Genomic DNA, 21,218 nt, shown 5'->3' with positions numbered 1-21,218 from the left:
CGCGGCTATGATCGCGCCCCATGAACAGTCCCACCCAGCTACTGCAGCGCCTGCTTGGCCGCCTGCCACCGGTGCCCGATGAGCGCGAATACAGCGTCGACGAACTGGCCCAGGCCGGCGAAACCACCGTGCGCAATGTGCGCGCCTACCAGGACAAGGGCCTGTTGCCGCCGCCGGAGCGGCGCGGACGGGTCGGCGTCTACCGGGGCGAGCACCTGGCGCGGCTGCGCCTGATCGGCCAGTTGCTGGAGCGTGGCTATACCATTGCCAGCATCCGCGAGCTGTTCGATGCCTGGGAAAAGGGCCAGGGCCTGGCCCACGTGCTGGGGCTGGACGAGGCCATCCGTGGCACGGCGCAGCCAGAAGCCGTCGCCACCCTGGGCTTTGATGAGCTGCAGGCGATCTTCGGCGAGGCGCTGGACGACGAGATCATCGACCGCAGCACCGAGCTGGAGCTGCTGGAGTTCGCCGGTGATCACCTCAGGGTTAACAGCCCGCGCCTGTTTGCCGCCGGCGTGCAGCTGCATCAGGCCGGGCTGCCGCTGCCGGCGCTGCTGGACGAGCTGATTGCCATTCGCGGCCATGTCGAGCAGCTGTCGACGGGCATCGTCCAATTGATCGTCGCCAACCTGGTCAATCCGCTGCTGACCTCATCCTTGCCCCGGGTGGACGAGCTGGAGGGCCTGAGCCGGCAGATTCATGCGCTGCGTCCGCTGGTCGAACAGGTGGTCGAAGCGGAACTGGCCCGCGCCCTGCCACTGGTGGCCGAGCGCGAGCTGAGCGGGCGGGTACAGCAGTTGCTGGAAGGCTTCCTTCAGCCGGTCAGGCCCACAGCAGACTGAGCGCGGCCAGCACCAGGCCGGCGGCCATCACCGGCAGGGTTCGCCAGGCCAGGGCGCGACCACCGATCAGGGCGATCAGCCCGCCCTTGACCAGGCTGTTGCTCAGCGCCGCGAGGAAGATGCCCTGCACGGCGACCTCGGCGGCCAGCTCGTGGCGGGCGTTGCGCGCCAGGGTCAGGGTGATCGCGTCGACATCGCTCAGTCCCGACAGCAGCGACACCAGATACACCCCGACATCGCCGAAACCGCGCCGGGCGGCTTCCACCAGAAACAGGATGACCACCAGCAGGGCGGCAAAGCGCAGTGCCGGGCCCAGCTCGAAGGGGTTTTTCAGCGGCGGTTCGGCGTTGTTTTCCAGTTCGTTGCCGGCCTGGCGGAACAGCAACAGCGCGCCCAGGGCATAGACCAGCGCAGCGATGCCCAGCGGCCAGCTGAGCTGAGCGAGCAGCGCCGGGTTGAGCAGGCCGACCGCCAGCAGGATGCGCGGAAACATCAGCGCCGAGGTGGCCAGCAGGCTGGCACTGAGCAGTGCCTGCAGGCGTTTGCCGTCGTGCAGGCGGGCCAGGGTAATGGTCATGGCGGTGGACGACACCAGGCCGCCGAGTAGGGCGGTGACCAGCAGGCCGTAGCGTGCGCCGATCAGGCGGATGGCGATGTAGGCGGCAAAGCCGATGCCGGCGATCAGCACCACCATCCACCAGGTGGCGTAGGGGTTGAAGGCCTCCCAGGGACCGAAGCCCTGGTTGGGCAGCACCGGCAGCAGCACCACGGAGATGAACAACAGCTTCAGTGCGCCGGACAGCTCATCCGCGCTGAGTCGCCGCAGGCCCTGGTGCAGCGGTTCCTTGAGGCTGAGCAGGAGGGCGATCACCACGGCGCAGCCGGCGGCCAGGGTGCGCTGCTCGTTCATCGCCAGGCCGCCGAGCAGGAAGGTCGAGAGCAGGGCGAACTCGCTGGTCAGCGACAGATCGCCGACCTTGCGCTGCTCGCCCAGGTAGCGGGCGATGACCAGCAAACCAAAGATCACGAGGCTGGCGCCCCAGGCCAGCAGTCCCAGTTGCTGGCCGAGCAGCGCCGCCAGGCCACCGAGCAGGCCGGCCATGCCGAAGGTGCGGATGCCGGCGATCAGGCGGGCATCTTCGGTGGCGCGGGCACTCCAGCCGCGTTCGGTGCCGATCAGCAGGCCGACACCCAGGGCCGTGGCGAGGTTGAGCAACTGGTCGTGGAACAGGGGCATGCAGGCATCCTTGAGCGATGGGGCATGTGCTGGGACATTTGTTGAAGTGTAACGGCCCCTGTCCGCTCCTGCCTGCCGTGCATCAAGGCCCGCAGCGATTTCAGGCCACGTCGACCAGTACCACTTCGCTGTCATCCAGGGCTTCGATGAGCAGCTCCGACTCGCCGCTGACGGCGACGCCATCGCGCTCCTGCGCCAGTACGCCATTGACCCGGATGCTGCCGCCACAGGCCACCAGATAGGCCTTGCGCCCCTCGGTCAGGCTGTAGCGGCATTGCTGGCCGGCCGGCAGGGTGGCGGCGGCCAGGCGGGCGTCGGCGCGGATCGGCAGTGCCTCATGGTCGTCGGCAAAACCGCTGGCCAGAACCACGAACTGCCCGGCGCGTTCGCCCTTGGGGAAGGGCTTGCTGCCCCAGTTCGGCTCGCCGCCGCGCTGTTCGGGAATGATCCAGATCTGGAAGATCTTCGTGGTGACTCGCTCGCGGTTGTATTCGGCATGGCGGATGCCGCGGCCGGCGCTCATCACCTGCACATCACCTGCCTCGGTGCGGCCCTGGTTGCCCAGGTGGTCCTGATGCGTGATGGCGCCTTCGCGCACATAGGTGATGATCTCCATATCGCTGTGCGGGTGCGGTGGGAAGCCCGTGCCGGCGGCGATTTCGTCATCATTCCAGACGCGCAGGTGCCCCCAGTGTACCCGCGCCGGGTCGTGGTACTCGGCGAAGGAGAAGTGGTGACGGGCATTCAGCCAGCCGTGATCGGCATGGCCAAGGCTGGCAAAGGGGCGGACTTCGATCATGGTCATCTCTCCACGGCCCCGGCAGGGGGCCTCGTTGGAGGTGATCATCTATCCGGCATAGTCGATTTAAAAGCGCAAAAATTGCACGATTCGAATCGAATTGCTTGATCAGTTAATCGGCAGATGCCGGCTCAGCAGGGCGCGCAGGGCGGCGGGCTTGACCGGTTTGGCCAGGTAGTCGAGGCCGGCGGCATGCACCGCGTCGATCAGCTCCGGACGGCCGTCGGCGCTGATCACCACGCCCGGCACTGGCTCGCCCAGACGCGTACGCAGCCAAGCCATCAGCTCGGTGCCGGTTTCGCCTTCGTCGAGGTGGTAATCCACCAGCGCCAGGCGCGGGCGGACGTCCTCGTCGAGCAGGTGCTCGCACTCCAGGCGATTGCGCGCCGTCCACACCTGGCAGCCCCAGCGTGACAGCAGGCTGTGCATGCCGGTGAGGATGCTGTCCTCGTTGTCCACGCAGAGCACCTGCACGCCGCCCATGTCGTGGCCGGGACTGACCGGCATGGCAGTCTGGACTGGCTCCAGGCGAGGCTCCGGCAGGCACGGCACGCTGACGCTGAAGACGCTGCCCTTGCCCGGCCAGGAGCGCACCTGCAGTTCATGGCCGAGTACCCGGCACAGGCCATCGGCAATCGCCAGGCCCAGGCCCAGGCCTTTTTCGGCGCGGGTCTGATGGCTGTCCAGGCGCTTGAATTCCTCGAAGATGAACTGACGCTTGTCCTCGGGGATGCCTGGGCCGCGATCCCAGACTTCCAGGCGCAGACGCTGGCCTTCGCGGCGCACGCCCAGCAGCACGCGGCCGCTGGCATAGCGGAAGGCGTTGGTGAGGAAGTTCTGCAGCACCCGGCGCAGCAGTTTCTGGTCGCTGTCCAGCCACAGGCGGCTGCCGCGCACGCGAAAGCTCATGTGTTGCTCGACGGCCAGGGCCTGGAACTCGACCTTGAGGGTGTCCAGCAACTGGTTCAAAGGGAAGTGCGCCAGGCTCGGCGTGACCCGCCCGCTTTCCAGGCGCGAGATGTCCAGCAGGTCGGTGATCAGGTCCTCGGCCGAGCGCAGCGAACTGTCCAGGTGCTGGACCAGCTCGCTGGCATCGCGGGGCAGGTTGTTCTGGTGGCTGAGGGCAGCGGAGAACAGCCGTGCGGCATTCAAAGGCTGCATCAGGTCATGGCTGACGGCGGCGAGGAAGCGGGTTTTCGACTGGTTGGCACTCTCGGCGTGGGCCTTGGCTTCGCCGAGCGCCTGGTTGAGCAGGGACAGCTCGCCGGTGCGTTCGGCCACGCGCTGCTCAAGCCCTTCGTTGGCCTCCTTGAGGGCGCGTTCGGCATCGCGGAAGGCGGTGATGTCGGTAAAACTCATGACGAAGCCGCCGCCCGGCATCGGGTTGCCGATCAGCTCGATCACCCGGCCATTGGGGAACAGCCGTTCGGACTTGTGGGGCGTGCCCTGGCGCATCCAGGCCAGGCGCTTGTGTACGTGCAGGTCAGGGTCGCCGGCGCCGAGCAGGCCGCGCTCGGCGTTGAAACGGATGATGTCGCCAATCGGCCGGCCGACCTGGATCAGGCCCTCGGGATAGTCGAACAGTTCGATGTAGCGGTGGTTCCAGGCCACCAGCTGCAGCGACTGGTCGACCACGCTGAGGCCCTGGCTGATGTTCTCGATGGCGCCCTGCAGCAGGGCACGGTTGAACTGCAGCACCTCGCTCGCCTCGTCGGCGATGCGCACCACGTCCTCGACCTGCATCTCACGGCCTTCGATGGCGGCCTTGACCACAGCCCGCGCCGAGGAGGCGCCCAGCACGCTGGCCAGCAGGCGCTCGGTGTGGATGATCCACTCGGCGTTGGCGTTCTGCGCGGGGTTGAAGCTCTTGCCCTGCTTGAAGGCGAAGCGGGTGAAGCTCTGCCGCGCGCGGTCTTCGCCGACAAAGCGTGCGGCCAGCATCAGCAGGTCCTGCAGCTGCACGGCGAGCAGTGAACGGCTGCGACTGGGCGAGCCGACTTCCTGACCGATGAAGCGGCTGGCCTGCCAATGCTCCGAAACCCGCGTGCGTGACAGCAGGGAAATGCTGATGAACAGGGTGAAGTTACTGATCAGCGACAGCACCACGCCCTGGGTCAGCGGGTCCACCGGCAGCTGCCAGGGGTTGTCCTGCAACCAGGCCAGCAGCGGCCAGCCGGCCAGTGACCAGCCCATGCCCTTGGCCAGTACCGGCAGGACCAGGCAGTAGACCCAGAAGAAGGCGCCAGCGGCCAGTCCGGCAAACACGCCGCGGCGGTTGGCCTGCTTCCAGTACAGCGCGCCGATCATGGCCGGGCCGAGCTGGGCGATGGCGGCAAAGGCGATCTGGCCAATGGTGGCCAGGCTGGCGCTGGAACCGAGCAGGCGATAGATCACGTAGGCGAGCAGCAGGATGACCAGGATGGTCACCCGGCGTACCGACAGCAGCCAGTGGCGGAACAGCTCGAACGGCCGTTCGGCATGCTGCTTGCGGCGCAGCAGGGCCGGCAACAGCATGTCGTTGCTGACCATGGTCGACAGTGCGACGGCCTCGACGATGACCATCCCGGTGGCGGCCGAGGCGCCACCGATGAACGCCAGCAGGGCCAGGCCAGGATGGGCTTCGTCCAGCGGCAGGTTGATCACGAAGGAGTCCGGCATCACCCCGCTGGGCAGGTGCAGCATGCCGGCCAGGGCAATCGGCACCACGAACAGCGCGGCAAGAATCAGGTAGGCCGGAAACACCCAGCGCGCCAGGCGCAGGTCGCGGCTGTCGGTGTTTTCTACCACGGTGACGTGGAACTGGCGCGGCAGGCACATCAGGGCGGTCATGGCCACGCCCACCTGCACCAGCAGCCCCGGCCATTGCGGGTCGTTTTGCCAGAAAGACTGCAGCTGCGGCGCGGCCAGTGCCTGGTCGAACAGATCGCCCGGGCCATTGAACAGGCCCCAGGTGACGAAGGCGCCGACCGCGAGGAAGGCCAGCAGCTTGATCAGCGATTCGAAGGCCACCGCCAGCACCATGCCGCGGTGGTGCTCGGTGACATCCAGGCTGCGGGTACCGAACAGGATGGTGAACAGGGCCAGCACCAGGCTGACGATCAGTGCCGTGTCCTGGGCGCGGGCGCCGCCGGACTCGGCGCCGGCACCGGAAAGCAGGTTGACGCCGAGGACGATGGCTTTGAGTTGCAGGGCGATATAGGGCAGCACGCCGACCAGGCAGATCAGCGCTACCACCACTGCCAGTGACTGCGATTTGCCGTAGCGCGCGGCGATGAAGTCGGCGATCGAGGTGATGTTTTCCTGCTTGCTGATCGCCACCATTTTCTGCAACACCCAGGGAGCGAACAGCATCAGCAGCACCGGACCCAGGTAGATCGGCAGGAATGACCACAGCTGGTTGGCCGCCTGGCCTACGGCGCCGAAGAAGGTCCAGCTGGTGCAATACACTGCCAGCGACAGAGAAAACACCCAGGCGCGCAGGCGCGGGGAGAGCGGCGTCTTGCGCCGGTCGCCCCAGAAGGCGATGGCGAACAGGATGGCCATGTAGGCCAGGGCAACGGCGGCGATCAGTCCGCTGGACAGCGACATGCAGGCTCCTGGCGCGAGGGAATGAAAGTGCTCCACACCTTACCGCAGTTTTGTCGTGGCGGCGGTGTTGTGCCAGCGCACATCGACCAAGGTCTAGCCCGTCCTTGAGTGGCGCGCGGCGGGCTGTTAGCGTGGCAGGCCGATTTCTGACCGAACGGACGATTATCATGTCTCTCGCGGCGCCGGCCGAACAGCATCTGTCTCCCCATCAAGAGTTCCTGCAGGGCATGCGCGACATGCTGCCGATGCTGGTCGGAGCCATTCCGTTCGGCATTATTTTCGGCAGCCTGGCGGTCAGTGCCGGGCTGACGCCGTGGCAGACGGTGGGGATGTCGCTGCTGGTGTTTGCCGGGTCGGCGCAGTTCATTGCCCTGAGCCTGCTCAGCGGCGGCGCCAGCCTCGCGGTGTTGCTGCTGACCACGCTGGTGGTCAATCTGCGCCATGCGCTGTACAGCGCCAGCCTGCAGCCATTTGTGCGCCACCTGCCGGTGCGCTGGCGCATGCCGCTGGCCTTCTGGCTGACCGATGAGGCCTTTGCCGTGGTCCAGCACCGCTATGCCGAGCTGGACGCCTCGCCGCACAAACACTGGTATTTCCTCGGTGCGGCGTTGGCCATGTATGGCAACTGGCAGCTGTGCACGCTGATCGGCCTGTGGTTTGGCCAGAGCGTGCCGGACATTGCCCGCTGGGGGCTGGACTTCGCCATGTTGGCGACCTTCATCGGCATTGTCGTGCCGATGCTCAGAAACCGGCCGCAGGTGGCGGCAGCGCTGGTCGCCGCAGCGGTGGCGCTGGTCTGCCATGGCCTGCCCTATCAGTTGGGGCTGCTGGCCGCGGCCGCCAGTGGCATTGTCGTGGGTGTTTGCCTTGAGCGCCTTGGTGAGGAGTCGCTGGAGGTGATGCCATGAATCACTGGTTGCTGATCATCGGCATGCTGGCGATCACCTTCGCCACCCGTTACAGCCTGTTTGCCTTTCCACATCTGCAGTTTCCTGCCGTGGTCCGCCAGGCCCTGCATTACGTGCCGACGGCGGTGCTGACGGCGATCGTGGTGCCGGGGATGTTCTATCAGGACGGGGCGCTGGCGCTGCGCTGGGACAATGCCTATCTGCTGGCCGGGCTGGCCACCATTGCCATCGCCGGGCTGACGCGTCATCTGCTGGCGACCATCGGCGGCGGTCTGCTGCTGTTCTTCGTGCTGCGCTGGCAGCTTGGGCAATTGCCCCTCTGAGTAGTTGGTAGAAAAAGCGCGGGCAGGGAGTGGCTTTTTAGTCCGGTTTTGCCGTCCAATTCAGGACGCCACTTCTGGCCTTCTGCATCGGGTATCAAGGGACCATGACTTCCGAATCGCAATTTGCCCTGCTGGGTAAGCGCCGCTTCCTGCCATTCTTCGTGACGCAACTGCTGGGCGCGTTCAACGACAACATCTTCAAGCAGTCGCTGATCCTCGCCATCCTTTACAAGCTGGCGGTGAGTGCCGACCGGCACATGCTGGTCAACCTCTGTGCGCTGCTGTTCATCCTGCCGTTCTTCCTGTTCTCCGCCCTGGGCGGCCAGTTTGGCGAGAAGTTCGCCAAGGATGCGCTGATCCGGGCGATCAAGCTGGCCGAGATCGTCATCATGGCCGTGGGCGCCACCGGCTTCGTGCTGGACAATCTGGTGCTGATGCTGCTGGCATTGTTCGCCATGGGCACCCATTCGGCGCTGTTCGGACCGGTGAAGTACTCGATTCTGCCGCAGGCGCTGCAGGAACAGGAGCTGATCGGTGGCAACGCACTGGTGGAGATGGGTACCTTTCTCGCCATCCTTGCTGGGACCATCGGGGCCGGGATCATGATGTCGGCAGCCGATTACCAGCCGCTGGTGGCGGTGGCCATTGTCCTTGTGGCCGCCTGTGGCTACCTGGCCAGCCGGCAGATTCCCCGCGCCCACGCGGCCATGCCGGAGCTGGTGCTGGACTGGAACATCTTCCGCCAGTCCTGGCAGATCCTGCGTCTGGGGCTGGGGCAGCGGCCTTCGGTGTCGCGCTCGCTGGTGGGTAACTCCTGGTTCTGGTTTCTCGGCGCGGTGTACCTGACGCAGATCCCGGCCTTCGCCAAGGAGTTTCTGCACGGCGATGAAAGCGTGGTGACGCTGATTCTCACCGTGTTTTCGGTGGGCATTGCCATGGGCTCGATGCTTTGCGAGCGTCTTTCCGGCGGCAAGGTGGAGATCGGCCTGGTGCCGTTCGGCTCGATTGGCTTGACCCTGTTCGGCATCCTGCTCTGGTGGCACAGCGGTGGCTTTCCGGCCGGCACCGAACCCTATGCTTGGCTGGCGGTGCTGGGGCAGGCACAGGCCTGGTGGATACTCGCCGACATCTTCGGCATCGGCCTGTTCGGCGGCTTCTATATCGTGCCGCTGTATGCGCTGATTCAGGCACGCACGGCGGAGAACGAGCGGGCGCGGGTGATCGCCGCCAACAACATCCTCAATGCGCTGTTCATGGTGATCTCGGCGATCGTCTCGATCCTCTTCCTCAGCGTGGCCGGCTTCAGCATTCCCGAGCTGTTCCTGGTGGTGTCGTTGATGAACGTGGCGGTCAACAGCTACATCTTCAAGATCGTGCCCGAGTTCAGCATGCGCTTTCTGGTCTGGCTGCTGGGCCACTCGATGTACCGCGTCGAGCACAAAGGCTTGGAGGTGATCCCGGAGGAGGGGCCGGCGGTGCTGGTGTGCAACCACGTCTCCTTCGTCGATTCACTGCTGATCGGTGGCGCCATCCGCCGGCCGGTGCGCTTTGTCATGTACTACAAGATCTACAACCTGCCGGTGCTCAACTTCATTTTCCGCACTGCCGGCACCGTACCGATTGCCGGGCGCAGCGAGGATCTGCTGATCTACGACGCGGCATTCAAGAAGATCGCCGAGTACCTACGCAATGGCGAGGTGGTGTGCATCTTCCCCGAGGGCAAGCTGACCAGTGACGGTGAACTCAATGAGTTCAAGGCGGGCGTTGAGCGAATCGTCGAGGAGAACCCGGTGCCGGTGATCCCCATGGCGCTGCAGGGCCTTTGGGGTAGCTTCTTCAGTCGCGATCCGAGCAAGGGCTTCTTCAAGCGTCTGTGGTCGCGTATCACCCTGGTTGCCGGTCAGCCGCTGGCGCCGGAACTGGCCAAGTGCGAGTTGTTGCAGGAGCAGGTCAGTGCACTGCGGGGCAGTCAGCGCTGAGGTTGTGGCAAGCAACAAAAAGCCCGGCAAATGCCGGGCTTTTTGTTGGGGGCTTCATCAGATGCCCTGAGGGATTTCCTCGCCGCCCATGGCCTCGATCAGCTGTGGCAGGAACTCGATGAAGGTCAGCATCATCAGGGTGAAGCTGGCATCGAGCTGGCCAAGCGCATCGTCGCCGCCGTCCTGTTCGGCCTGGTCCTGCAGCAGGTCTTCAAAGCGCAGGCGCTTGAGCGCCAGCTTGTCGTCGATCAGCAGGGACAGCTTGTCTTCCCAGGCCAGAGCCAGCTTGGTGACGATCTTGCCGTTGTTCAGGTGCTGCTGCACCTCATCGCTGGCCAGGTCGTGGCGCTTGACCCGCACGATGCCGCCGTCTTCCTGCACGTCGCGCAGCTCGCACTCGTCCAGCACGGTCAGGCCATTGCTGGCGCGCTGGTTCTTCAGCCAGTCGGTGAAGGTGGCGGTGGGCGCCATCTTCACCGTGAGTGGGCGTACCGGCAGGCTACCCAGCACTTCGCGTAGGGTAGAGAGCAGATCCTCGGCGCGCTTGGGGCTGGAGGAATCCACCAGGATCAGGCCCTGGGCCGGGGCGATGGCGGCAAAGGTCGCCGATTTGCGCACGAAGGCGCGGGGCAGGAACGCCTGGACGATCTCGTCCTTCAGTTGGTCGCGTTCCTTCTTGTAGACCTTGCGCATCTGCTCGGCTTCGATCTCGTCGACCTTTTCCTTGAGCGCATCGCGCACCACGCTGCCTGGCAGGATGCGCTCTTCCTTGCGGGCGGCCAGCAGCAGGAATCCCTGGGCATTGTGTACCAGCGGGGCGTCGGCGCCTTTGCCGAACGGGGCGACAAAACCGTAGGTGCTCAGTTCCTGGCTGGCGCAGGAGCGGGCGGGCTTGCTGGCCAGAGCCTGTTCCAGCTCCTCGGCAGTGATGGTCAGGGGCTGGGTCAGACGGTATACGAGCAGGTTACGAAACCACATGGCGGCAAGACTCTCCCTTGATAAAGGCCCGCATTATTCCGCCCCGAGGAGCATTGGCCAAGTGCGATGCGTCTGCTGGCGAGAAATGTTCGGCCTGACCCTGCAGTCAGCCCAGTAAAAACGGCAGGCAACGCTAAGCCTTTGGAACAACAGAAAATTTTTTTCAGAAAAGGCTTGCCAGGGTTCGATCTCGTCCGTATAGTTCGCCCCACTTCGAGAGCAAACGGGTGATTAGCTCAGCCGGGAGAGCATCTGCCTTACAAGCAGAGGGTCGGCGGTTCGATCCCGTCATCACCCACCACTCTTGAAGAGTCGCGCAGCGGTAGTTCAGTCGGTTAGAATACCGGCCTGTCACGCCGGGGGTCGCGGGTTCGAGTCCCGTCCGCTGCGCCACTTTTTCCTCCCTCCCTAAGTGACATCCCTCCTAAATTTCCTTCTGTCGATTACTTCAGGTTTGAGTCCATCATCCTGGGGATTTTTGCATTTCCCGTAGCCCCTCCCGATGTGCCCTGATAAGCTCGCGTGGTGTTTAGCACGAGCCGTAAGGCGTTCAATCCTAAGGAAGCTACATGAAACAACATCGCTTGGCGGCGGCTGTCGCCCTGGCCGCTCTGGTTCTCGCCGGCTGCGACTCGAAGACCACCGTAGAGCTGAAAACCCCGGCCCAGAAAGCCTCCTATGGCATCGGCCTGAACATGGGCAAGAGCCTGGCTCAGGAAGGCATGGATGATCTGGATTCCGCAGCAGTGGCCCAGGGTATTGAAGACGCCATCGGCAAGAAGCCGCAGCAACTGAAGGATGAAGAGCTGGTTGAAGCCTTTGCCTTCCTGCAGAAGCGTGCCGAAGAACGCATGGCGGCACTGAATGACGAAGCGGCCAAGGCCGGCAAGAAGTTCCTCGAAGAGAACGGCAAGCGCGAAGGCGTTGTCACCACCAAGTCCGGTTTGCAGTACGAAGTGGTACAGAAGGCCGAAGGCGCGCAGCCCAAAGCCACCGACGTGGTGACCGTGCACTATGAAGGCAAGCTGACCGATGGCAGCGTCTTCGATAGCTCGATCCAGCGTGGCAGCCCGATCGACCTGCCGGTCAATGGCGTGATTCCAGGCTGGGTTGAAGGCCTGCAGCTGATGCACGTTGGCGAGAAGTACAAACTGTATATCCCGAGTGAGCTGGCTTACGGCGCGCAGAGCCCGAGCCCGGCCATTCCGGCCAACTCGGTACTGGTATTCGATCTGGAACTGCTGTCGATCAAGGACGCAGGCAAGGATCAGCCGGCTCAGAACTGAGTCGTGCTTTCCCGGTAGCACCAACGCCCCGCCAGTCGGGGCGTTGGCGTTTCTGCGGGGCTGTAAAAGCGGCCGACTGCAGGGTCATAATGGGGCGTTGTCAGCGGATGTGTTACGGTTATGCACATTTCCTGGTAACCAGTTAGTGCTGGTACTACTGCGTCCTTTAAGATCTTTCTTGATTTTATAACTTATTGATTTTTAATGAATTTAGTTGCTGAGCAAAAAATGCGCGATCTGTCCTGAGGCCGCGTGGTGCCTTGCTCGCAGGAATTCATTCAACATCTGTTCACAGACTTATCCACAGCTTCGGTGGATAACGTCGGCCAGCCCGCCAGGCATGCGGGGAGGAGAAAAACTCACATGGCAGCACCACTGAATTTTTCCCGCTATCTGCATTTGGCGCAGGCATTTCTCGCCCGTGGCCGCCTGCCGGCGCTGTTGCTGGCAGTGACACGCAAGGCGAGCAAGGGTGGGCTGCGCATGCGTCCGCTGCAGGATGATCTCAAGTTAATGCGCGCTCTATGTGTGGCCTGGTGGCGCGGCGATTACCGTGAGCTGGATCGCCAGACCTTGCTAGCGGTGATGGCTGCGCTGGTTTACTTCATCACCCCGGTGGACGCCGTGCCGGACTGGGTGCTGATGCTGGGCTTGCTGGATGATCTGGCCGTGCTCGGCTGGGTGTTGCGTCGTTGGCGCAATGAGCTGGATGCCTTCCGTGACTGGTATGCGGTACAGCCTCAGTCCAGTCAGCTTGTGCTGCAGCAGTTGCCCGAGTTGCCGGAGCGGGTGGTGGCGGAAAACCCCACTGTGAGCAGCTAGACTGTGCGCATGGGCCAGCTGAGAGCTGCATGGCATTTGCCGCCTTGCTGGCCTGATAACATGCAGGCTTGAATGACGCCGAGGTACAGGGAGTAGAGGCATGAACGCAGTAGCGCGTGATCGTGTTGGAGCATGGCGGAGGGGCGACGCATGAGCGTACGCATCAGTCGCCAGCACTGGCAGGCCCTGCTCAATGAGTTGGATGATGCCCGTCGTCAGCGCCACCTTCTGACCTATCGGGCGCTGGTCGAGCGTCTCCAGTTGCCGACCCCGGCCATGCAGACCCTGACGGCGGCTCTTGAACACCTGGCGGCTCTCGATGCGCGTGCCCAGCGGCCGCTGCGCAGCGCTTTGGTGATCAGCCAGGGGGCCAGCCGTTTGCCACGCCCGGGCTTCTTCGAGTGCGTGGTACGCCTCGGGCGTTTCCAGGGGCCGGTCGATGGCCTGGCTGCCGCCGCCTGGCATGCGGCCGAGGTGGCGCGGGTGTTCGAATTCGATTATCGAGAGGCGGCATGAAGGCTTGGTGGCATCTAAAGGCAATCTGTGGTTACTGGGTTGCACGCCGTCTGTTTGCCTGGCGCTGGCTGGTTGCCCAGCCACGAGCCTGGGCCTGGATGCAGGGACAATATGCGCGCATGGCGGCCCTTGGGCATGTCGAGGCGCAGTCTTTTTATGGCCATCTGCTGCTGTTTCGCGGCCAGGGTTTTGGCATGCGCGGCGAAGCCTTGCGCCTTCTCAGGGCCGCGGGAGAGGCGGGGGATGCCAAGGCGGCCTATCAGGTTGGCCGACAGTTGCTGGCCGGCGATGTGCAAGAAGCCGCCGATGCCGCGCAAGCCGCGCACTGGTGGGCGTTGGCTGCCCAGGCAGGGCATGCGTTGGCAGCCCATCAGTTGGCTGAACTGTACCGCTGTGGACAGGGCAACCTGTCCGCCGACACGCAGGCCGCCGAGCGTTGGCAACAGCGAGCTAACGAGCTGGGCCTTTAGAGCCCTGTGCGTTCAGGCTGCCTGGATCACGTGCAGGCTGTAACCCGGAATTGCCTTGGCCTGCCGTTTGGCTTCCGACGCCAGGCTGGCGAGTTGGCCGGCATCGAGCGTTTCACAGGCTGCACCACTTAACTTCACCACTCCCAGCGACAGCGACAGCAGCGGATATTCTTCGCGTTGTCCCTGGCGGTTGCGTGCGATAAAGCAGCCGGCCAGCAGATCCTCGGCCTTGTAGAAGCGCCGGCACTGGCTCTGGAAGTCTTCCAGCAGGCGGTTCAGCCGGGCGCGCCAGTCGGCCGATCCAAGCACCAGCATGAAGTCATCACCGCCGATATGGCCGACGAAGTCGCGGCTGGGATCTACCGCCTCGCTCAGGCATTGCGCCAGGCACAGCAGCACTTCATCGCCGCGGGCATAGCCATACAGGTCGTTGAACGGCTTGAAACTGTCGATATCGACGTAGCAGATCACGGCATCGCGGCTCTGCTCCAGCAGACGCGTGAAGCATTGCTGGATCGGCACGTTGCCCGGCAGCAGGGTCAGCGGATTGGCGTGACGCGCCTGCTGGATCTTGCGCTCGGTGATCAGCTTGAGTACGTCGATCACCCGACCCAGGCCACAGTACTGGCCCTGGCGGGTGATGATGAAATCTTCCTCGATGCGCTGACGCGCTCGACTGGTGAGCAGGCGGCTGACCTGTTGCAGGGATTGGCTGATCTCCACGGCCAGGTAGTCGCTGCTCATCAGGCGGCTGATCGGCTTGCGTGCCAGCAGGTCGGTGGCAAAGGGTTTGAGCAGAGCGTCGGACAGGCTATGCCGATGAATGATGCCAAGCGGCTGTAGGGCTTCATTGAGCACGGCCAGGGAATTGAGGTTGGCCTGGGCGCGAAAGGCTTCGAGTACGCCGGCAATCGGCGTGTGCTGATCGACGGCCGGCTGTTCCAGTAGCAGAGCCTGCAGGTCGCCAGTGTCTTCGCCGAGGTTCGACTGGCTGGCACTCAGCAGTGGCAGCAGGCCGGCGATTTCGCGCGGTGGTTTTTCCTGGGGGCGGCACAGCAGGTAGCCCTGTACCAGGTCGACGCCCATCTCCACCAGCACAGCCAGCTCCTCGGCCAGCTCGATGCCTTCGGCGATGACCTGGGCACGCGAGGCGCGGGCCATCTTCAGAATCGATTCGACGAACTCGCGCTTGACCGCATCCTGGTGAATGCCGTCGATGAAGTGACGATCGATTTTCACATAGTCCGGGCGCAACTCTGACCACAGGCGCAGGCTGGAATAGCCAGCGCCGAGGTCGTCGAGAGCGATGGAGAAGCCCATGGCGCGGTAGTGGTGCAGCGCGTTGTCGAGCAGGCTGAAGTCTTCGGTCGGTGATTGCTCGGTCAGCTCGATTACCACGCGGTCCGGGGCGATGCCCAGGTCCTGCAGCAGGCGCCGGGTGCGACCTGGCTGATGGCCTGGGTCGAGCAGCGATTCCGGCGAGACGTTGAGAAACAGCTTGCCGTCCAGCTTGAGGTTGTCGAAGCGCAGGCAGGCATTGCGGCGGCAGGCCTGCTCCAGTTCGCTCAGACGACTGGCATGGCGGGCCACGGCGAACAGCGTCAGCGGCGAGTGCAGGGGACTGTTCGAGGGGCCGCGGGTGAGGGCTTCATAGCCGTGGATGCGCCGTTCCGATAGCGACACTATGGGTTGGAAGAGCGTGTGCAGCTCGCCACTGGCGAGAATCTGCTGCAGCGCGCTGAGCTGCTCGGTGACGGTCATGATGCAATCCGCAGGCGAAAAAAAACGGGGGCCGGTATGACCGGCCCCCGCATTTCAGCGCAGCGATATGACTGTCTGATGACAAGTCAGTGCTTGGCCAGGCTGTTGGACAGCCCGAGGTAGTCGATGAGGATCTTGCCGGTTTCGGCCAGGTAGGCGTCGTCTTCCGGCGTCGACTTGTCCGGCTCGGCAGCGGCGGCGTCCTCGTCCTCTTCGTTCTTGATTTCCTTGAGCAGTTCTTCGCCCTTGGCCTTGCGTCGGGTGTTTTCCAGGGCCAGTTGCTGCTGCTCGATGCTCACTTGCAGCTGGCGTCGCTCGCTCTCCTGCAGCGGTACGCTGGTGTCCTTCATCAGGCGCTGAGCCAGAGCCAGACGCTCGCGGGTGAAGACAAAGTCCGGGTCGCTGGCAGTGCGCGCCTCATGACGGGCTGTCAGCTCGCTGAGGAAGGGCTTGAACGGATCGCTGACCGGTTTCACCACCGGACGGATGCTGTCCCACGGCAGGGCTTCGGGCAGGGCGCTTTCGCCGATTTCCTGGGTGTCGACCATGGCCGGGTAGGCGATATCCGGGAGCACGCCCTGATGCTGGGTGCTCTGCCCGGATACGCGGTAGAACTTGGCCAGCGTCAGCTTCAGTTCGCCATGGTTGAGCGGCTGCACGGTCTGTACCGTGCCCTTGCCGAAGGTCTGGCCGCCGATGATCAGGGCGCGGTGATAGTCCTGCATGGCGCCGGCGAAAATCTCCGAGGCCGAAGCGGACAGGCGGTTGACCAGCACGGCCAGCGGGCCGCGGTAGAACACGCCGCTGTCTTCGTCATTGAGTACGTCGACGCGTCCGTCGCTGTTGCGGACCAGCACCGTCGGGCCCTCATCGATGAACAGCCCGGTCAGCTCGGTCGCTTCCTGCAGGGAGCCGCCGCCGTTGTTGCGCAGGTCGATGACGACACCGTCGACTTTTTCCTTTTCCAGCTCACCGAGCAGGCGTTTCACGTCGCGGGTGGTGCTCTTGTATTCCGGATCGCCGGCCCGATAGGCCTTGAAGTCCAGATAGAAGGCGGGAATCTCGATGACTCCGAGCTTGTAATCGCGGCCGTCGTGGTTGAGCTTGAGTACCGACTTCTTCGCGGCCTGCTCCTCCAGCTTCACCGCCTCACGGGTGATGCTGATGATGCGGCTGGTCTGGTCGCTCGGGGCGTTGCTCGCCGGGATCACTTCCAGGCGCACCAGCGAGCCTTTCGGGCCACGGATCAGCTTGACCACTTCGTCCAGGCGCCAGCCGATCACGTCGACCATTTCCTGGTTGCCCTGCGCGACGCCGACGATCTTGTCGGAAGTGTGCAGCTGCTTGCTCTTTTCCGCCGGACCGGCCGGCACCAGGCGCATCACCTTGACGTACTCGTTGTCGTTCTGCAGCACGGCACCGATACCCTCGAGCGACAGGCTCATGTTGATATCGAAGTTTTCCGCGTTGTCCGGCGACAGGTAGTTGGTGTGCGGGTCGTAGGTCTGGGCAAAGGCGTTGATGTAGGCCTGGAACACGTCCTCGCCCTTGGTCTGCTTCAGGCGCTTGAGCTGATTCTGGTAGCGCTTGGTGAGCAGCTCCTCGATGGCCTTGGGCTCCTTGCCGGCAATCTTCAGGCGCAGCACTTCGTCCTTGAGTTTCTTGTGCCAGAAGGCATCCAGTTCGGCGATGTCCTTGGCCCAGGGGGCCTTCTCGCGATCGGTTTCCAGGCGTTCGCTGACGCTGAAATCGAGTTTGTCGACGCCCTGGCCGAGCAGGCCCAAGGTGTATTCGATACGCCCGCTCAGGCGCTCGAGGTGACGGGTATAGATGGTGAAGCCTGGTTGCAGGTCGCCGCTCTTGAGAAAATCATCGAAACGCAGGCGCCAGGCATCGAACTCCTGGATATCGGCGGCGGTGAAGTACATCCGCGCCGGGTCCAGCAGCTTCAGATAGCTCTCGTAGATCATCTGCGAGCGCGCATCATTGAGCGGTGGCTTGTTGTAGTGGTGACGCTTGAGCAGCTCCACCACATTCAGGCTGGCGATCACCTGCTCGCGGTCGGGCTCCAGGTAGTCCCAGTTGGTCGTGCCGGGGCTGGCCCACAGCGACAGACTGCTCAGGCTGAGAACGAGTGACAGGGTGGAACGGGTGAGGATGCGCTTCATGCTGAATTCGACGTCGTGGCGGGCTTGCCGCATAGTGGGCCGCAGAGAATGTCGGCCGGGGTTGTCGCGTCCTGCGACGACTCGTCCGACTTTCCAGTCGGCACCGGGGACAACAGGAACTATGGGGGCACTGTGAAGGCATTGCAAGGCGTCAAGGGCCAGTTGCACTGGCAGGAACAACCCGGCGAACCACTGGCGGCGGGGCAGGTCAGGATCAAAGTGGCGGCAGCCGGGCTAAACCGGGCTGACCTGCTGCAACTGGCCGGGCACTATCCGCCGCCGCCCGGGGCTCCCGAGGCGCTGGGGCTGGAATGCAGCGGAATCATCAGTGAAGTGGGTGCCGGTGCCAACTGGCAGGTGGGAGAGCGGGTCTGTGCGCTGCTCGCCGGAGGCGGCATGGCCTCGGAGGTGGTGGTCGATGCCCAGCACGTGTTGCCGGTACCCGAAGGCCTGAGCCTGGCGGAAGCGGCGGCATTGCCGGAGGTTTATGCCACCGCCTGGCTCAATCTGTACCGCCTGGCGGCCTTGCGCCCAGGTGAGAAGGTGCTGCTGCATGCCGGTGCGAGTGGCGTTGGCAGCGCGGCCATCCAGCTGTGCAAGGCGTTTGGTAATCCATGCTGGGTCAGTGTCGGCTCGGCCGAGCGCCTGCAGCATTGCCAGAAGTTGGGCGCTCGTGGCGGTGTGCTGCGCAGTGAAAACCTGCAGGATCTGCGCGATTTCGCGCCTTTCGACGTGATTCTGGATCCGGTCGGGGGGGCTTATGCGGCGCTCAATCTGCAGTTGCTGGCGCTGGACGGGCGCTGGGTGAATATCGGCTTGATGGGCGGTCGCGAGGCTCAGCTGGACATGGCGCTGCTGCTGGGCAAGCGCATCCAGCTGACGGGCTCGACGCTGCGCAACCGCGACGAGGCCTTCAAGGCCGAGCTGATGAGCGAACTGGCGCGTGAAGTCTGGCCGCTGTTTGCCCGAGGACAGCTCACGCCACAACTGGAACAGGTCTATCCGGCTACCGAGGCGGAGGCTGCCTTTGCTAAGCTCGCCAGCAATCAGGTGGCAGGCAAGCTGGTGTTGTGCCTCGACGATAGCCTGAGCTGATCACCCGCTGGCGGTGATTGGCAGAACCAATCACCGTCATCGTTTCAATCAATGGGCCAAGAAAGCTGATGGGGCCTATTATCCTCCCCGTCAACTTTCAACCGCACATTTCAACCCTCACAAGGAGTTCACAGATGTCTCTGATCAACACTCAAGTTCAGCCGTTCAAGGCCAATGCTTTCCACAACGGCAAGTTCATTGAAGTCACCGAGCAGTCCCTGAAGGGCAAGTGGTCGGTACTGATCTTCATGCCGGCAGCATTCACCTTCAACTGCCCGACCGAGATCGAAGACGCCGCCAACAACTACGCCGAGTTCCAGAAGGCCGGTGCCGAGGTCTACATCGTGACCACCGACACCCACTTCTCGCACAAGGTATGGCACGAGACTTCCCCGGCTGTCGGCAAGGCCCAGTTCCCGCTGATCGGCGACCCGACTCACGTGCTGACCAACGCCTTCGGCGTGCACATTCCGGAAGAAGGTCTGGCTCTGCGCGGCACTTTCGTGATCAACCCGGAAGGCGTGATCAAGACCGTGGAAATCCACTCCAACGAAATCGCCCGTGACGTTTCCGAGACTCTGCGCAAGCTGAAAGCTGCCCAGTACACCGCTTCCCACCCGGGTGAAGTGTGCCCGGCCAAGTGGAAAGAAGGCGAGAAGACCCTGGCTCCGTCGCTGGACCTCGTAGGTAAGATTTAAATATCTGCCTGGGGCCATTTTGGCCCCAACCGCCTAGCGCTTTGCCGGCTGAGACCCAGCCGCAAGTGCCCGAACGCCCGGGCGCGATCCGTCCGGGCGTTTGTTTGTCCGAAATTTGCTTTGAGGAAACCCGTCATGTTGGACGCCACTCTGAAATCCCAGTTGCAGGCCTACCTCGAGAAGGTCACCCAGCCGTTCGAGATCGTTGCTTCCCTCGATGACGGCGAGAAATCCCAGGAGCTGCTCGGACTCCTCAACGACATCGTCGGCCTGACCGACAAGATCACCCTGCGGACCGATGGCAGCGATGCACGCCGTCCGTCCTTCGCTCTGAACCGTCCGGGCGCCGATATCGGCATTACCTTCGCCGGTATCCCCATGGGCCACGAGTTCACCTCGCTGGTACTGGCCCTGCTGCAAGTCGGTGGCCATCCGTCCAAGCTGGACGCGGAGACCATCGAGCAGATCAAGAGCATCGAAGGGAAGTTCGAGTTCGAAACCTACTTCTCGCTGTCCTGCCAGAACTGCCCGGATGTGGTCCAGGCGCTGAACCTGATGGCGGTGCTCAACCCCAACATCCGCAACGTGTCGATTGACGGCGCGTTGTTTCAGGAAGAAGTCGAGCGTCGCCAGATCATGGCGGTGCCGAGCATCTACCTGAACGGCGAAGCCTTTGCTTCCGGTCGTATGGAAGTGAAGGAAATCCTCGCCAAGATCGATACCGGCGCCGCCAACCGCGATGCCGAGAAGATGAGCGCCAAGGAAGCCTTCGATGTGCTGGTCATCGGTGGCGGCCCGGCCGGCGCTGCGGCGGCTATCTACGCCGCGCGCAAGGGCATTCGCACGGCCGTCGCCGCCGAGCGTTTCGGCGGTCAGGTGCTCGATACCATGGCCATCGAGAACTTCATTTCGGTGAAGGAAACCGAAGGGCCGAAACTGGTGCGCGCCCTGGAAGAGCACGTGCGTGAATACGAAGTCGACATCATGAACCTGCAACGCGCCTCCGCGCTGGTTCCGGCCAGCGCCGAAGGTGGCCTGCACGAAGTGAAGTTCGACAATGGCGCCAGCCTCAAGGCCAAGACCGTGATCCTCTCCACCGGCGCGCGCTGGCGCGAGATGGGCGTGCCCGGCGAGCAGGAATACAAGGCCAAGGGCGTGTGCTTCTGCCCGCACTGCGACGGCCCGCTGTTCAAGGGCAAGCGCGTGGCGGTCATTGGTGGCGGCAACTCCGGTGTGGAAGCGGCGATTGATCTCGCCGGCATCGTCAGCCATGTGACCCTGCTGGAGTTCGCCGACACCCTGCGTGCCGACGCCGTGCTGCAGAAGAAGCTGTACAGCCTGCCCAACGTCACCGTGATCAAGAGCGCAGAGACAACCGAAGTGGTCGGCGACGGCCAGAAGGTCACCGCGCTGACCTACAAGGACCGCACCACCGAGGCGCTGCATACCGTCGAGCTGGAAGGCATCTTCGTACAGATCGGTCTGCTGCCCAACAGTGACTGGCTCAAGGGCACCGTGGAGCTGAGCCGCTTCGGCGAGATCATCGTCGACGCCAAGGGCGCCACCAATATACCCGGCGTGTTCGCCGCCGGTGACGTGACCACCGTGCCGTACAAGCAGATCGTCATCGCCGTGGGCGAGGGGGCCAAGGCCTCGCTGAGTGCCTTCGATCACCTGATCCGCAGCTAGTAAACTCGCTGCAAGGCAAACCGAGGGCGGACTGGTGCGAACCAGCCCGCCCTCGGCGT

The 21,218-nt window shown here is 63.7% G+C and carries 17 protein-coding genes and 2 tRNA genes; 13 read left to right on the top strand and 6 right to left on the bottom strand.

Features of this window, described 5'->3' with window-relative positions; all coding sequences use genetic code 11:
• Positions 1-20 precede the first annotated feature (20 nt).
• On the top strand, positions 21-842 hold the full coding sequence (locus tag HNP49_RS11055; RefSeq protein ID WP_184683227.1) for a MerR family transcriptional regulator: 822 nt from the start codon (positions 21-23) through the stop codon (positions 840-842).
• Here the strand turns inward: HNP49_RS11055 and HNP49_RS11050 are convergent.
• The 3 genes from HNP49_RS11050 to HNP49_RS11040 all read right to left on the bottom strand — a co-directional run bounded on the left by HNP49_RS11050 (position 823) and on the right by HNP49_RS11040 (position 6,466).
• Positions 823-2,079 (bottom strand): MgtC/SapB family protein, encoded by a 1,257-nt coding sequence (locus HNP49_RS11050; protein WP_184683225.1) that lies wholly within the window; start codon positions 2,077-2,079, stop codon positions 823-825. The two genes, HNP49_RS11055 and HNP49_RS11050, sit on opposite strands and share 20 nt — an antisense overlap.
• A gap of 100 nt (positions 2,080-2,179) precedes the next feature.
• Entirely contained in the window at positions 2,180-2,878 is a 699-nt protein-coding gene (locus HNP49_RS11045; protein ID WP_184683223.1) for a pirin family protein, read from the bottom strand.
• Positions 2,879-2,986: 108 nt separating this feature from the next.
• Positions 2,987-6,466 (bottom strand): PAS domain-containing hybrid sensor histidine kinase/response regulator, encoded by a 3,480-nt coding sequence (locus HNP49_RS11040; protein WP_184683221.1) that lies wholly within the window; start codon positions 6,464-6,466, stop codon positions 2,987-2,989.
• A gap of 197 nt (positions 6,467-6,663) precedes the next feature.
• Between HNP49_RS11040 and HNP49_RS11035 the strand changes: the two genes are divergently transcribed.
• From HNP49_RS11035 to HNP49_RS11025, 3 genes are all read left to right on the top strand, one after another.
• Positions 6,664-7,374: an AzlC family ABC transporter permease gene (locus tag HNP49_RS11035; protein WP_184683446.1), complete on the top strand. Its 711-nt coding sequence runs from the start codon at positions 6,664-6,666 to the stop codon at positions 7,372-7,374.
• The gene (locus tag HNP49_RS11030; RefSeq protein ID WP_184683219.1) at positions 7,371-7,697 is read left to right on the top strand and encodes an AzlD domain-containing protein; all 327 of its coding nucleotides are present in this window, start codon (positions 7,371-7,373) and stop codon (positions 7,695-7,697) included. The genes HNP49_RS11035 and HNP49_RS11030 overlap by 4 nt, the downstream gene beginning before the upstream one ends.
• A 104-nt stretch (positions 7,698-7,801) precedes the next feature.
• On the top strand, positions 7,802-9,676 hold the full coding sequence (locus HNP49_RS11025) for a 1-acyl-sn-glycerol-3-phosphate acyltransferase (RefSeq protein WP_184683216.1): 1,875 nt from the start codon (positions 7,802-7,804) through the stop codon (positions 9,674-9,676).
• Between the two features lie 57 nt (positions 9,677-9,733).
• On the opposite strand, the gene rdgC is transcribed toward HNP49_RS11025, so the two are convergent.
• On the bottom strand, positions 9,734-10,654 hold the full coding sequence (rdgC, locus tag HNP49_RS11020) for a recombination-associated protein RdgC (protein ID WP_184683214.1): 921 nt from the start codon (positions 10,652-10,654) through the stop codon (positions 9,734-9,736).
• Between the two features lie 225 nt (positions 10,655-10,879).
• On the opposite strand from rdgC, the gene HNP49_RS11015 reads away from it, so the two are divergent.
• The 6 genes from HNP49_RS11015 (at position 10,880) to HNP49_RS10990 (ending at position 13,748) form a co-directional block, all read left to right on the top strand.
• A tRNA-Val gene (locus HNP49_RS11015) sits at positions 10,880-10,955 on the top strand.
• Positions 10,956-10,970: 15 nt separating this feature from the next.
• Positions 10,971-11,047: transfer RNA gene (locus tag HNP49_RS11010), tRNA-Asp, on the top strand.
• 176 nt (positions 11,048-11,223) lie between these two features.
• On the top strand, positions 11,224-11,940 hold the full coding sequence (locus HNP49_RS11005) for an FKBP-type peptidyl-prolyl cis-trans isomerase (RefSeq protein WP_184683212.1): 717 nt from the start codon (positions 11,224-11,226) through the stop codon (positions 11,938-11,940).
• Positions 11,941-12,303: 363 nt separating this feature from the next.
• On the top strand, positions 12,304-12,762 hold the full coding sequence (locus tag HNP49_RS11000; RefSeq protein ID WP_184683210.1) for a YkvA family protein: 459 nt from the start codon (positions 12,304-12,306) through the stop codon (positions 12,760-12,762).
• A gap of 150 nt (positions 12,763-12,912) precedes the next feature.
• Positions 12,913-13,278: a hypothetical protein gene (locus HNP49_RS10995; protein WP_184683208.1), complete on the top strand. Its 366-nt coding sequence runs from the start codon at positions 12,913-12,915 to the stop codon at positions 13,276-13,278.
• Positions 13,275-13,748, top strand: coding sequence for a sel1 repeat family protein (locus tag HNP49_RS10990; protein WP_184683206.1), 474 nt, complete (start codon positions 13,275-13,277; stop codon positions 13,746-13,748). Before HNP49_RS10995 ends, HNP49_RS10990 begins: the two co-directional genes overlap by 4 nt.
• Positions 13,749-13,760: 12 nt before the next feature.
• On the opposite strand, the gene HNP49_RS10985 is transcribed toward HNP49_RS10990, so the two are convergent.
• The gene (locus HNP49_RS10985; protein WP_184683204.1) at positions 13,761-15,509 is read right to left on the bottom strand and encodes a bifunctional diguanylate cyclase/phosphodiesterase; all 1,749 of its coding nucleotides are present in this window, start codon (positions 15,507-15,509) and stop codon (positions 13,761-13,763) included.
• A gap of 86 nt (positions 15,510-15,595) precedes the next feature.
• Positions 15,596-17,677 (bottom strand): carboxy terminal-processing peptidase, encoded by a 2,082-nt coding sequence (locus tag HNP49_RS10980; protein WP_184683202.1) that lies wholly within the window; start codon positions 17,675-17,677, stop codon positions 15,596-15,598.
• 132 nt (positions 17,678-17,809) lie between these two features.
• Here HNP49_RS10980 and HNP49_RS10975 point away from each other — a divergent pair, with 132 nt between their 5' ends.
• The 3 genes from HNP49_RS10975 (at position 17,810) to ahpF (ending at position 21,159) form a co-directional block, all read left to right on the top strand.
• Entirely contained in the window at positions 17,810-18,772 is a 963-nt protein-coding gene (locus HNP49_RS10975; protein WP_184683200.1) for an NAD(P)H-quinone oxidoreductase, read from the top strand.
• A gap of 134 nt (positions 18,773-18,906) precedes the next feature.
• Positions 18,907-19,470 carry an alkyl hydroperoxide reductase subunit C gene (ahpC, locus tag HNP49_RS10970; RefSeq protein ID WP_184683198.1) on the top strand — a complete coding sequence of 188 codons (564 nt, stop codon included), beginning with the start codon at positions 18,907-18,909 and terminating at the stop codon, positions 19,468-19,470.
• Between the two features lie 135 nt (positions 19,471-19,605).
• Positions 19,606-21,159: an alkyl hydroperoxide reductase subunit F gene (gene ahpF, locus HNP49_RS10965; RefSeq protein WP_184683196.1), complete on the top strand. Its 1,554-nt coding sequence runs from the start codon at positions 19,606-19,608 to the stop codon at positions 21,157-21,159.
• The last annotated feature ends 59 nt before the right edge of the window (positions 21,160-21,218 follow it).

This window comes from Pseudomonas fluvialis (assembly GCF_014207935.1).
GTDB lineage: Bacteria > Pseudomonadota > Gammaproteobacteria > Pseudomonadales > Pseudomonadaceae > Aquipseudomonas > Aquipseudomonas fluvialis_A.
This window is presented reverse-complemented; position numbering and strand designations above follow the sequence as displayed.

Excerpts from the sequence above, each read along its gene's own strand:
- HNP49_RS11055 (WP_184683227.1), top strand. The coding sequence starts at position 21 with ATGAACAGTCCCACCCAGCTACTGCAGCGCCTGCTTGGCCGCCTGCCA.
- HNP49_RS11050 (WP_184683225.1), bottom strand. The coding sequence starts at position 2,079 with ATGCCCCTGTTCCACGACCAGTTGCTCAACCTCGCCACGGCCCTGGGT.
- HNP49_RS11045 (WP_184683223.1), bottom strand. The coding sequence starts at position 2,878 with ATGATCGAAGTCCGCCCCTTTGCCAGCCTTGGCCATGCCGATCACGGC.
- HNP49_RS11040 (WP_184683221.1), bottom strand. The coding sequence starts at position 6,466 with ATGTCGCTGTCCAGCGGACTGATCGCCGCCGTTGCCCTGGCCTACATG.
- HNP49_RS11030 (WP_184683219.1), top strand. The coding sequence starts at position 7,371 with ATGAATCACTGGTTGCTGATCATCGGCATGCTGGCGATCACCTTCGCC.
- HNP49_RS11025 (WP_184683216.1), top strand. The coding sequence starts at position 7,802 with ATGACTTCCGAATCGCAATTTGCCCTGCTGGGTAAGCGCCGCTTCCTG.
- rdgC (WP_184683214.1), bottom strand. The coding sequence starts at position 10,654 with ATGTGGTTTCGTAACCTGCTCGTATACCGTCTGACCCAGCCCCTGACC.
- HNP49_RS11005 (WP_184683212.1), top strand. The coding sequence starts at position 11,224 with ATGAAACAACATCGCTTGGCGGCGGCTGTCGCCCTGGCCGCTCTGGTT.
- HNP49_RS11000 (WP_184683210.1), top strand. The coding sequence starts at position 12,304 with ATGGCAGCACCACTGAATTTTTCCCGCTATCTGCATTTGGCGCAGGCA.
- HNP49_RS10995 (WP_184683208.1), top strand. The coding sequence starts at position 12,913 with ATGAGCGTACGCATCAGTCGCCAGCACTGGCAGGCCCTGCTCAATGAG.
- HNP49_RS10990 (WP_184683206.1), top strand. The coding sequence starts at position 13,275 with ATGAAGGCTTGGTGGCATCTAAAGGCAATCTGTGGTTACTGGGTTGCA.
- HNP49_RS10985 (WP_184683204.1), bottom strand. The coding sequence starts at position 15,509 with ATGACCGTCACCGAGCAGCTCAGCGCGCTGCAGCAGATTCTCGCCAGT.
- HNP49_RS10980 (WP_184683202.1), bottom strand. The coding sequence starts at position 17,677 with ATGAAGCGCATCCTCACCCGTTCCACCCTGTCACTCGTTCTCAGCCTG.
- ahpC (WP_184683198.1), top strand. The coding sequence starts at position 18,907 with ATGTCTCTGATCAACACTCAAGTTCAGCCGTTCAAGGCCAATGCTTTC.
- ahpF (WP_184683196.1), top strand. The coding sequence starts at position 19,606 with ATGTTGGACGCCACTCTGAAATCCCAGTTGCAGGCCTACCTCGAGAAG.